This window comes from Streptomyces sp. NH27, assembly GCF_056859195.1.
This window is the reverse complement of sequence record NZ_JACEGK010000237.1, coordinates 1-11509: the sequence shown is the minus strand read 5'-3', so window position 1 is coordinate 11509 and position 11509 is coordinate 1. Positions and strand designations below refer to the sequence as shown.

Here is an 11509-nt window from a genome sequence, read left to right as displayed (position 1 = left end):
CTCCCTGGGCCCGCCCCGCACGGGCGCCGCCTCTGATCGCCGGGCGCAACCTTGCCCACCCCGCCACCGTATTCCTCATTGGGCCGCTGATGCTGGGATGCTGGGGGAGTCGGTTCGGACGGGGGAAGCTGGAGACCGTGGAGGACAGGGTGCGGGTCGTCATCGCCGAGGATTCGGTACTGCTCAGGGAGGGACTGACCCGGCTGCTCACCGACCGGGGCCACGACGTGGTCGCGGGGGTGGGCGACGCCGAGGGGCTGATCAAGGCGGTGCGCGAACTGGCCGACCAGGGTGTGCCGCCCGACGTGGTGGTGGCCGACGTGCGGATGCCGCCGACCCACACCGACGAAGGTGTGCGCGCCGCCGTGCAATTGCGGAAGGAGCACCCGGGCGTCGGGGTACTGGTGCTGTCGCAGTACGTCGAGGAGCAGTACGCGACGGAGTTGCTGGCGGGCAGCAGCCGCGGGGTGGGCTACCTGCTCAAGGACCGGGTGGCCGAGGTCCGCGAGTTCGTGGACGCGGTGGTCCGGGTCGCCGAGGGCGGCACCGCGCTGGACCCCGAGGTGGTCGCGCAGCTGCTCGGCCGCAGTCGCAAGCAGGACGTCCTCGCCGGGCTGACCCCGCGCGAGCGCGAGGTGCTGGGCCTGATGGCCGAGGGCCGGACCAACTCGGCGGTGGCCAAGCAGCTCGTGGTGAGCGACGGCGCCGTGGAGAAGCATGTGAGCAACATCTTCCTGAAGCTCGGGCTCGCGCCGAGTGTGGGGGATCACCGCCGGGTGCTGGCGGTGCTGACCTACCTGAACTCCTGAATTGCTGACAAACTGTCCAACAACGGGACCGGGCAGCGGCGCTCCGCGCGGCCGTGCGCCCGCTTCCACATGCCGGGACGCACCGGGAAGGCGACCCTTACCGACGTACGATGAACGGTGAGAGCCTGCTGGGCGGAGGCCACCCGACAGGCCCTGAGCCGTGCCGCCGCGAAGGAGGTCCGTTTAGTGACCAGCCAGGTCAGCAGCCCCATCAACGAGGAACACGAGGGCCCGGGAACCGCTCTCGGTTCCCCGGTCGGGGAAGCCGAAGCGCTCGGGCAAGCCGAAGAGCTCGAGAACCTCGGAAAGAGCGGGGAACTCGGGGAACCGGGGGAACTCGGGGAGCAACGCACCTCCGACAAGGAGACCCGTCGACTCGATCGGGTGATCATCCGGTTTGCCGGTGACTCCGGTGACGGGATGCAGCTCACCGGTGATCGTTTCACTTCCGAGACGGCGTCGTTCGGTAACGACCTGTCGACGTTGCCGAACTTCCCGGCCGAGATCCGTGCTCCTGCGGGGACGCTGCCGGGTGTGTCCTCGTTCCAGTTGCACTTCGCCGATCACGACATTCTCACTCCGGGTGATGCCCCGGATGTGTTGGTGGCGATGAACCCGGCGGCTTTGAAGGCGAACCTGGCCGATCTGCCGCGGGGTGCGGAGGTCATCGTGAACACCGACGAGTTCACCAAGCGGGCGCTGGCGAAGGTCGGATACGGCGGGAGCCCGTTGGAGGACGGTTCGCTCGCGGCGTATGCGGTGCATCCGGTGCCGTTGACGACGCTGACGTTGGAGGCGTTGAAGGACAGCGGTCTGGCCCGTAAGGACGCCGAGCGGGCGAAGAACATGTTCGCGCTGGGGCTGCTGTCGTGGATGTACCACCGTCCGACCGAGGGTACCGAGTCGTTCCTGCGCCGGAAGTTCGCGAAGAAGCCGGACATCGCGGAGGCGAACGTCACGGCTTTCCGCGCGGGGTGGAACTTCGGCGAGACCACCGAGGACTTCGCGGTCTCCTACGAGGTGGCGCCCGCCGCCAGTGCCTTCCCGGCCGGCACGTACCGGAACATCTCGGGGAACCTGGCGCTGGCCTACGGCCTGATCGCGTCGTCGAGCCGTAGCGGGCTGCCGCTGTTCCTGGGTTCCTACCCGATCACCCCGGCCTCGGACATCCTGCACGAGCTGAGCCGGCACAAGAACTTCGGTGTGCGGACCTTCCAGGCCGAGGACGAGATCGCCGCGATCGGCGCCGCGCTGGGTGCGGCGTTCGGCGGGTCGCTGGCGGTGACCACCACCTCCGGGCCCGGTGTCGCTTTGAAGTCCGAGACGATCGGCCTGGCCGTCAGTCTGGAACTGCCGCTGCTGGTGGTGGACATCCAGCGCGGTGGTCCGTCCACCGGGCTGCCGACCAAGACCGAGCAGGCCGACCTGCTCCAGGCGATGTACGGGCGCAACGGCGAGGCGCCGGTACCGATCGTGGCCCCGGCCACCGCCGCGGACTGCTTCACCGCCGCGCTGGAAGCCGCCCGGATCGCGATCACCTACCGCACCCCGGTGATGCTGCTGTCCGACGGGTACCTCGCCAACGGCTCGGAGCCGTGGCGCGTCCCCGACGTCGCCGAACTACCCGACCTGCACGTGGAGTTCGCGTCCGGCCCGAACCACACCGCGGCCGACGGCACACAGAGCTTCTGGCCCTACCTGCGCGACCCGCAGACCCTGGCCCGGCCCTGGGCGGTACCCGGCACCCCCGGCCTGGAACACCGTATCGGCGGCATCGAGAAGCAGGACGGCACCGGGAACATCTCCTACGACCCGGCCAACCACGACTTCATGGTCCGCACCCGCCAGGCCAAGATCGACGGCATCGCGGTACCCGACATCGACGTCGACGACCCCACCGGCACAGCACGAACCCTGGTACTGGGCTGGGGCTCGACCTACGGACCGATCACCGCCGCGGTCCGCCGCATCCGCCGCGAAGGCGGCCAGGTCGCCCAGGCCCACCTACGCCACCTCAACCCGTTCCCGGCCAACCTCGGCCAGGTCCTGGCCCGTTACGACAAAGTCCTGGTCCCCGAGATGAACCTCGGCCAACTCGCCCACCTCCTCCGGGCGAAATACCTCGTGGACGCCCACTCCTACACCCAGGTGACCGGACTGCCCTTCAAGGCCGAACAGTTGGCACAGGCCATCGCGAAGGAGAACGCGAATGTCTGAGGCAATGCCCTCCCCCCTCGCCGGCGCGACAGCACTGTCCCTGGTACCCAAAGCCACCGGCCCCCAGACCATGAAGGACTTCAAGTCCGACCAGGAAGTGCGCTGGTGCCCCGGCTGCGGCGACTACGCCATCCTCGCCGCCGTCCAGTCCTTCATGCCGGAACTGGGCCTGGCCCGCGAGAACGTCGTCTTCGTCTCCGGAATCGGCTGCTCCTCCCGCTTCCCGTACTACATGAACACCTACGGGATGCACTCCATCCACGGCCGCGCCCCCGCCATCGCCACCGGCCTGGCCACCTCCCGACGCGACCTGAGCGTATGGGTCGTCACCGGCGACGGCGACGCCCTGTCCATCGGCGGCAACCACCTCATCCACGCACTACGCCGCAACGTGAACCTCAAGATCCTGCTCTTCAACAACCGGATCTACGGCCTCACCAAAGGCCAGTACTCCCCCACCTCCGAGGTCGGGAAGATCACCAAATCCACACCCATGGGCTCCCTCGACGCCCCCTTCAACCCGCTGTCCCTGGCCATCGGCGCCGAAGCCTCCTTCGTCGCCCGCACCATCGACTCCGACCGCAAACACCTCCAATCCGTACTGCGCGCGGCCGCCGTCCACGAAGGCACCGCACTCGTCGAGATCTACCAGAACTGCAACATCTTCAACGACGGCGCCTTCGACGTCCTCAAGGACAACACCACCGCCCAGAGCGCGCTGATCCGACTGGAACACGGCGCACCCGTCCGCTTCGGCCCCGACGGCTCCCGCGGCATCATCCGCGACAACCGCACCGGCGACCTCGACATCGTGGACATCACCCCCGACAACGAAGCAGACGTCCTCGTCCACGACGCCCACTCCCCCTCACCCACCAACGCCTTCGCCCTGTCCCGCCTCACCGACGGCACCGCCTTCGGCCCCGGCACCGCCACCCCGATCGGCGTCTTCCGCGACACCACCCGCCCCGTCTACGACACCGACATGGCCGAGCAACTCGAAGCAGCCACCACCCACCACGGCCCCGGCGACCTCACCACCCTCCTCACCGGCACCGACACCTGGACCATCCCCGACTAAGTGGTCGGCTCCAGCAGTCCCTCGGGGGTTGGCTGCGGAGCGCCGACCATACGTCTGAGCGCCGGTCAGAGGTCGGGGCCGGCGCCGACGGGTCGCGGCCGGACGAGTCGAGATGGGGTGGCACCCCGGCACAGCCGACAGGCGGGCACCCCCGCCGAGCCGCACAAGCCGACTGTGCGGACGCACGAGGGTGGCCAGCCGCCGCCGGACGCTGTCGCCACAAAGGCGGCAAGAGCGACTGACCACAGCACAGCCACGGTCGACGACGGCCTCAGCCCAGGAACTCTTGGCGCGTTGAGGCCGAGGTGCTGAGGTCGACTGGTTCCGGAGCGGGGCGCGGGCTGCCGACCTGTCGGCGTCGTACCAAGAAGCACGAGACGACGCCGACCGCGATCACCATGATGGGCACTGCCAGGGTCGGCCGCATCGCGTGGACGACCCCGTGTTCGAACGTGGACGCCGCCACCTGATCGATGTGATGGGCCAGGCTTGTCGGTGTTCCCCGCGGCGGGTGGACCACCGCACCGTTCCGCCCGATGCCGACTTCCTGACCGCTCTTGGCGGCGTTGCGGAAGTCGGCCAGGAATTGGCCGCGGACGTCGGCCGGGAGGCCGGCAGCCCGCTTTGCCGCTTCGTCTTGCAGCGAGGCGGCCAGGCGGTTCTGCAGTACTGCGCCGACTGCGGCACTGCCGATCACTGTGCCGATCTGGCGGATCGTGTTCATCACGCCAGAGGCCGCCCCGGCCATCGTGGGCTCCACGTTGTACATGGCGACCGTGACCATCGGGCCGAACACGCAGCCGATGCCTACCCCCGCCGTGACCAGGGCGGGCTGGAACTCCCACCACGCGCGGCCGACGTCGATGACCCAGGTGAGCCAGGCCATGCCGGCCGCGAACAGGGTCAGACCGGTCATCAGGACGTACTTGCCGCCGATCCGGTCCGCCATTCGGCCCGCGACCGGCGACAGCACCGCTGACACCACCATCGCCGGCGCCATCACGAGTCCGGCTGTGAGGGCGCTGAAGTTCAGCACGGACTGCAGATAGATCATCACCGGCAGGAACAGGCCGAGCATCCCGACCTGGACGGTCGCGGACACGAAGCTCATGACCGCGTAGTTGCGGTCGCGGAAGAGCACGAAGGGCAGCAGCGGGTCGCTGTGCTGCCCGGTGCCCTGGTGGATCAGGAACAGCACCAGCAGCAGGGCAGCCGTGCCCAGCAGCGCCCAGATCCCGGTGTTCCAGTCATATCGCTGGCCCTCGGTGAGCGCGAAGGTCAGGCATACCAGTGTCGCCGCGGCGAGTACGACACCCGCAATGTCCAGCTTTCGGTGGGTGCCGTGCCGGATGTCGGGCACGAGCGTGACGGCCATCGCCAGGACGATCGCGCCGATCGGAACGTTGACGAAGAAGATCCACCGCCAGCCGGCCGTGCTGACCAGGAACCCGCCGAGGGTGGGCCCGGCGATCGTGGCCACGCCCGCGACTCCGCCCCAGACGCCGAGTGCGGTGCCCCGGCGCTCGGCCGGGAACGTGCCGATGATGATCGTCATCGTCTGCGGCATCAGCGCCGCCGCACCCAGGCCCTGAACGGCCCGGGTGGCGATGAGCTGGGCCGGATCCTGGGCCAGGGCGCACAGCACCGATGCCACGGTGAACAGCGCGACACCCCCGATGAACATGGTGCGCGGCCCGCGCACGTCGCCCAGTCGGCCGAACGTGATCAGCAGTGCGGCGAGGACGAGGATGTAGACATTGATCACCCATAACACCTCGTCCAGCGACGCGTGCAGGTCGCCGATCATGTTGGGGATGGCGACGTTGACGGCCGTCAGGTCCAGCAGTGTCATGAAGAATCCCAGGCTGAGCGTCAGCAGTACCGCCCAGGGATTGCCGCGCCATCTGCTCATTCGTATCCCATCCTTCGCTCCTCGCATCCCCACGGTCAGTGGCGGAAGCGCCGCCACCGGTGGGCCCAACAGGTCTTGTTGCTCCAGATGTCCTCGCCCGGTACCCGCGTACGGGTCCCCTCCCGTGCGCCGTTGCCCGCAGGCGTGTGACCTCGGCTGTGGGCAGGCTGGACAGCGCCTGGCAGGGCGAAACCCGTCACTGCCGCAGGATTCACCGGGCGGACCGCAGGCACCATCGGCCGAGGTGAATCAGCCCACCCGGACGAGAGGGAAAATGTCAGCTCTTGGCAGGAGCCTGCAGACTCCACAGCCGTCCGTCGGGGTCCCGGACGGTCATCTCCCGGGTCCCGTAGTGCGTGTCCTGGAACGGGGTGGCCACCTCCACGGCCGGATCGGGACGGAACAGGTCCGCATCGGACACCTTCAGCGCGACCTGCACGCCGGGCTCCCGGTCCTCGGCGATCTCGACAACGACGAGATAAGGACCCTCGCCGTTGCGGAACACGCCGGAGCCGTCGCCGGTGGAGGTCTCCAACTCGTAACCGAGTTCCTGGAAGAACTTTGCGCTCTTCCCCCAGTTGTGGGTCTCCACGAACACCGCCTCGAACCCTTCGGTTGCCATGTCATGACTCCTTTCCGGAAGAGGACTGCCGCTGCCCATGGGCGTCGTCGAGGTAGGCACGCAAGGCGTCTGCGACCAGCTCGGACAACGACATGCCCGTCTCGATCGCGTGATGCTTGACCTGCCTGATCAGCCCCAGCGGCAGATACACGTTGAACTGTTTGACTTCCGTATCACCCATAGGGCGATACTAGCTCGCTAGATTGCTAGCATACTAGCCCCATCGGAGGAGTCACGCATGTCTGTTTTTGCAGCCGATCCACACGACCCGGTTGTCGTCCGCGCAGGCGACGCCGAGCAACTGCCCGAGATCGGCCACTGCCTACTGGCTGACGCCAGTGCCAGCAACGGGGCGCTCAGCGCCCACCGCATCCAACTCGCCCGCGGCGCCGACGGCGCGGTCCCACACCGGCACGACCACTCCTCCGAACTGTTCTTCGTCGTCGACGGAACACTCCAGGTGCTTGTGGGATCGAAGGTCATCACCGCCGGCTCCGGTGACTTCCTGGTCATCCCACCGCGCTGTGACCACGCCTTCCGCGCCGCCCCGGAGAACACCGCCGATGCCCTGATCGTGATCACCCCTGGCATCGAACGATTCGACTACCTTCGGCAGGTCGCCAGGATCCGCCGGGGCGAAGCCAGCCGCGACAGCCTGCTCACCGAGCAAGACCGCTACGACACCCACTTCGTCACCAGCCCTGCCTGGTAAGGCAGGACCACCGCCTCCACAACCGCACCGGCGGCAGCACCCCAGCCCTGTCGATTCTCATCCGCGAAATCGCACGCGACGCCGTCGCCACCGGCAGCGAACGCATCACCAAGGATCACGCACGGCATCGTCCTGCACCGGGCCGACGAAGGGGCCTCCAAGAAGTGCAGGCGCCGCCGCGGGCCGAAAGGAGACCGGCCAAGCCGAAGCCGGCCGACCGAGGGCGAGCCACTCTCGCGGTGTGGCGGCAACGCGACCTGCCCGCTGACAAGGTTCGCGGCGTGTCGTGCCAGCCGGTGTGCTGTCGAGGCGTCAGGCTGCGGCCCTGTCCGTGATCCGTTCTCTCGATGAGGTTCCCCCGAGATGCGGAGGGTGGTGACAGCCATGCCTGTTGCCGCTGCCCGCCCGATCAACACCTCCCGCACAGCGGGGGAACCTCAGCACGAAGGCCGCCGACCGGCTGGCTGTGGCGTTCCCGAACGCGGCGATGGTCCACACCCCGGTCCATGCCTCGTGGTTGAACCAGGTGGAGATCTACTTCTCCGTCGTGCAGCGTAAGGGCGTCTCGCCGGCACCGCCCGGCACGGCGGGTGCGTTCCAGCGTGGCGTCAGAGCGCCGCGTCGTAGGTCTGCTGGGCCGCGGTGACGGCGCTGACGTTCTGGACGGTCCACTCGGCGAGGGCGCCGACCTTCTCGGCGACCTGGACCCCGAGCACGGTGAGGTCGTAGTCGACGTGGGGCGGGATCACCGGGCGGGCCCGGCGCCGTATGAAACCGTCGCGCTCCAGGGTTCGCAGGGTCTGCGCCAGCATCTTCTCGCTCACCCCGCCGATCCGCCTGCGCAGCTCGCTGAAGCGCAGGGTCCCCGCCTCGGTCAGCTGGACCAGGACGAGGACGCCCCAGGTGCTGGTGACGTGTTCGAGGCCGGCCCGCTCGGGACACCCGGCCCTGGCCGGGTCACTTACCTTCATGTAGGTACCCTACGCCAAGGTGGGTACTTTCCCACAGTTAGCGTTCGCGTTACGGTGGCGGAGAAGCCGGAGAAATTCGCATACCACCACAGAACGGGAGTATCAGCATGAGCATCGTCGTCACCGGGGCCAGCGGGCATTTGGGTCGGCTCGTCATCGAGGACCTGCTGGAGCGCGGGGTGGGGGCCGGGGACATCTCCGCGGTCGTACGGGACCAGGGCAAGGTGGCCGACCTGGCCGCGAAGGGCGTGCGGGTGCGGGTCGCGGACTACGACGAGCCGGCGACGCTCAAGGAGGCGTTCGCGGCCGGCGACCGGGTGCTGTTCGTGTCGGGCAGCGAGCTCGGCCGGCGGCTGCCGCAGCACACCGCCGTGGTGGACGCCGCGCGCGAGGCGGGGGTCGGCCTGCTGGCGTACACGGGCATTCTGGGCGGACCGGCGGCCGACCTCGCGCTCGCCGAGGACCACAAGCTGACCGAGCAGTTGATCCTCGACTCCGGGGTGCCGCACACCTTCCTGCGCAACGGCTGGTACACCGAGGTCATCACGCAGAACCTCGGCACGGTGCTGGAGCACGGCGCCGTCGTCACCAGCGCGGGCGAGGGCCGGGTGGCCTCGGCGGCCCGGGCGGACTACGCCGCCGCCGCGGCCGCGGTCCTCGCCGGCGAGGGCCACGAGAACAAGGCGTACGAGCTGAGCGGCGACACCGCGTGGAGCTTCGCGCAGTACGCGGCGGCGGTCTCGGCGGCGACCGGTCGGGAGATCGCCTACCAGAACGTCTCGTCAGAGCAGTATCTGGACGTGCTGGTCGGCGCGGGCGTGCCGGCGGCGTTCGCCGAGGTGCTGGTCGACGTCGATCGGGCGATCGGGCGCGGCCTGCTCGCGGGCACCAGCGGCGAGCTGTCCCGGCTGATCGGCCGCCCGACCACGCCGATGCCGCAGTCGGTGGCCGCCGCGCTCAAGGGCTGACCCCGCTGCACGCCGTGCGACGCCCGGCCTGTCATGACCACAGTGCGATATGGCCATGACAGGCCGAGCCGCCGCCCGCTACCTTCGTCAATGCCGTGCGGCGCGGCGGCGTCGTCGGGAAAGGCGAGCGAATGGGCGAGCAACGGGTCGGACTGGGCTACGGTTTCGCGGCGTACGGCCTGTGGGGACTCTTCCCGCTGTACTGGCCGCTGCTGGAGCCGGCCGGGGCGCTGGAGATCCTCGCGCACCGGATGGTGTGGTCGCTCGGGGTGGCCGCGGTCATCCTGCTGGCGCTGCGCCGCTGGGCGTGGATCGCCGAACTGGTCCGGCAGCCACGGCGGATGGCGCTGATCGCGGCCGCGGCGACCGCGATCACGGTGAACTGGGGCGTGTACATCTGGTCGGTGAACGCCGGCCACGTGGTCGAGGCGGCGCTCGGCTACTTCATCAACCCGCTGGTCACCATCGCGCTCGGCGTGCTGGTGCTGCACGAACGGCTGCGGCCGGTGCAGTGGGCGGCCGTCGGCATCGGCGGCGCGGCCGTGATCGTACTGACCGTCGGCTACGGGCGGCTGCCGTGGATCGCGCTCACGCTGGCCTTCTCCTTCGGCAGCTACGGGCTGATCAAGAAGAAGGTGGCGATGGGCGGGCTGGAGTCGCTCGCCGCCGAGGCGAGCGTCCAGTTCCTGCCCGCGCTGGCCTACCTGATGGTGCTGGGCGCCGAGGGGCGCTCGACCTTCACCCACCACGGGCCGGGGCACGCCACGCTGCTCGCCGCCTGCGGGCTGGTCACCGCGATACCGCTGATCTTCTTCGGGATGGCCGCGACCCGGCTGCCGCTCTCCACGATCGGCCTGATGCAGTACCTCACCCCCGTCTCCCAGTTCCTGATCGGGGTGCTGTACTTCCACGAGACGATGCCGCCCGACCGGTGGGCCGGGTTCTTCCTGGTCTGGGCCGCGCTGGCGGTGCTCACCTGGGACGCCCTCCGCACCGCCCGCAGGGGCCGGCTCGCGCTCGCCGGGGCCGGGACCGGGGCCGGGGCCGTATCCGCGAACGCGAGCGCAGGCACGACCGCGACCACGCCCACCACGCCCGCCGGGCCGGTCAGGCGGTGACGTCGCGCGAGGTGAAGCGGGCCCAGGCGGCCGAGCCGAACACGGCCACGTACAGGGCCTGCAGGCCGAGGTTCTTCCCGATGGCGTCCCACTGCACGGGGTCGCGCAGCACGTCGGCGAAGCTCAGCCAGTAGTGCGGGAAGAGGTACGGCTGGACCGCGTGCAGTTGGGGGATCGTGTCGACGATCTGCACGGTGATCAGCAGCCCGACGGTGGCCGCCATGGCGCCGATCCCGCTGTCGGTGAGGGTGGAGACGAACAGTCCGAGGGCGGCGATGCCCACCAGGGACCCGGCCACCAGGACCGCGATCAGCAGGGCCCGCAGCATGCCCTGGGAGAGCGGGAGCGTGGTACCGGACAGCGTCGTCACGTCACCGACCGGGAAGAGCACGAAGCCGACGACCAGCCCGGACACGGCGACGACCAGCGTCGCCACGAGGCAGAAGGCCAGCACCGAGGCGTACTTGGCCAGCAGGAGGCGGGACCGCCCGGCCGGCGCGACCAGCAGATAGCGCAGGGTGCCGCCGCTCGCCTCGCCCGCGATCGCGTCGCCCGCGACCACGCCGATCGCCATCGGCAGGAAGAACGGCAGGGTGGCGGCGAGCGCGGTGAACGCGAGGAACAGGCCGTTGTTGCTGACCTGCTGGATGAACGCGGGCCCGCCGTCGCCCCGCGTGCCGCCGCCGATGGTACTGCCGTCGCGGGTCTCGATCCGGACCGCGATACCGACCAGCACCGGCACGCCCGCCAGCACTGCGAACAGCGCCAGGGTGCGCCAGCGCCGGAACACGGTGAGCAGTTCGGAGCGGAACAGCCCGAGGGACCACAGCAGCCGCGGCGCCCTCGGGGCGGTACGGTCCGGCTCCGGCAGGTTACGGTCCTGCGCGGCGGTGCCGGTGCCGGTGCCGGAGTCGGTGCCCGCGCCCGCGTCCCCGCCCGTACTCGTGCCCGCGCCCGTACTCGTGCCCGCGCCTTCCGGTGCCGTCTCAGCCCGCGACATCGAAGCCCTCCCCGGTCAGCGCCACGAACGCGTCCTCCAGCGAGCCGCGTTCGAGGCCGAAGCCGCGCACGCGGACGCCCGCCGCGACCAGGGCCGCGT

Annotated in this window: 11 protein-coding genes and 1 pseudogene; 6 read left to right on the top strand and 6 right to left on the bottom strand. The window is 69.6% G+C overall.

Translation table 11 applies throughout. The annotated features are described in order from the left end of the window. The first annotated feature begins 149 nt into the window (after window positions 1–149). From AC13HU_RS20110 to AC13HU_RS20100, 3 genes are all read left to right on the top strand, one after another. A complete protein-coding gene (locus AC13HU_RS20110) occupies window positions 150–809 on the top strand; it encodes a response regulator (protein WP_483043290.1) in 660 nt (219 codons plus the stop codon). 186 nt (window positions 810–995) lie between these two features. Then, the gene (locus AC13HU_RS20105) at window positions 996–3026 is read left to right on the top strand and encodes a 2-oxoacid:acceptor oxidoreductase subunit alpha (RefSeq protein ID WP_483043289.1); all 2031 of its coding nucleotides are present in this window, start codon (window positions 996–998) and stop codon (window positions 3024–3026) included. Next, window positions 3019–4107, top strand: coding sequence for a 2-oxoacid:ferredoxin oxidoreductase subunit beta (locus tag AC13HU_RS20100; protein WP_483043288.1), 1089 nt, complete (start codon window positions 3019–3021; stop codon window positions 4105–4107). The genes AC13HU_RS20105 and AC13HU_RS20100 overlap by 8 nt, the downstream gene beginning before the upstream one ends. Before the next feature lie 271 nt (window positions 4108–4378). Here AC13HU_RS20100 and AC13HU_RS20095 read toward each other — a convergent pair whose 3' ends face one another. From AC13HU_RS20095 to AC13HU_RS20085, 3 genes are all read right to left on the bottom strand, one after another. After that, on the bottom strand, window positions 4379–6019 hold the full coding sequence (locus AC13HU_RS20095) for a DHA2 family efflux MFS transporter permease subunit (protein ID WP_483043287.1): 1641 nt from the start codon (window positions 6017–6019) through the stop codon (window positions 4379–4381). A 277-nt stretch (window positions 6020–6296) separates the two neighbouring features. After that, window positions 6297–6641, bottom strand: coding sequence for a VOC family protein (locus tag AC13HU_RS20090; protein WP_483043286.1), 345 nt, complete (start codon window positions 6639–6641; stop codon window positions 6297–6299). Between the two features lies 1 nt (window position 6642). After that, entirely contained in the window at window positions 6643–6822 is a 180-nt protein-coding gene (locus AC13HU_RS20085) for a ribbon-helix-helix domain-containing protein (protein ID WP_483043285.1), read from the bottom strand. 57 nt (window positions 6823–6879) lie between these two features. Between AC13HU_RS20085 and AC13HU_RS20080 the strand changes: the two genes are divergently transcribed. Further along, entirely contained in the window at window positions 6880–7353 is a 474-nt protein-coding gene (locus AC13HU_RS20080) for a cupin domain-containing protein (RefSeq protein WP_483043284.1), read from the top strand. Window positions 7354–7961: 608 nt separating this feature from the next. Here AC13HU_RS20080 and AC13HU_RS20075 read toward each other — a convergent pair. Further along, window positions 7962–8324, bottom strand: coding sequence for a winged helix-turn-helix transcriptional regulator (locus tag AC13HU_RS20075; protein WP_483043283.1), 363 nt, complete (start codon window positions 8322–8324; stop codon window positions 7962–7964). Between the two features lie 107 nt (window positions 8325–8431). On the opposite strand from AC13HU_RS20075, the gene AC13HU_RS20070 reads away from it, so the two are divergent. Both AC13HU_RS20070 and rarD read left to right on the top strand, forming a co-directional pair. Beyond that, window positions 8432–9292, top strand: coding sequence for an SDR family oxidoreductase (locus tag AC13HU_RS20070; protein WP_483043282.1), 861 nt, complete (start codon window positions 8432–8434; stop codon window positions 9290–9292). 131 nt (window positions 9293–9423) lie between these two features. After that, entirely contained in the window at window positions 9424–10410 is a 987-nt protein-coding gene (gene rarD / locus AC13HU_RS20065) for an EamA family transporter RarD (RefSeq protein WP_483043281.1), read from the top strand. Here rarD and AC13HU_RS20060 read toward each other — a convergent pair. Together AC13HU_RS20060 and AC13HU_RS20055 are read right to left on the bottom strand one after the other, a co-directional pair. Then, complete coding sequence (locus AC13HU_RS20060) at window positions 10400–11410, bottom strand: ABC transporter permease (RefSeq protein ID WP_483043280.1); 1011 nt, start codon at window positions 11408–11410, stop codon at window positions 10400–10402. The genes rarD and AC13HU_RS20060 overlap by 11 nt on opposite strands. Beyond that, window positions 11397–11509: pseudogene (locus AC13HU_RS20055) on the bottom strand (ABC transporter ATP-binding protein); the annotation flags it as partial. The gene AC13HU_RS20060 and the pseudogene AC13HU_RS20055, both read right to left, overlap by 14 nt.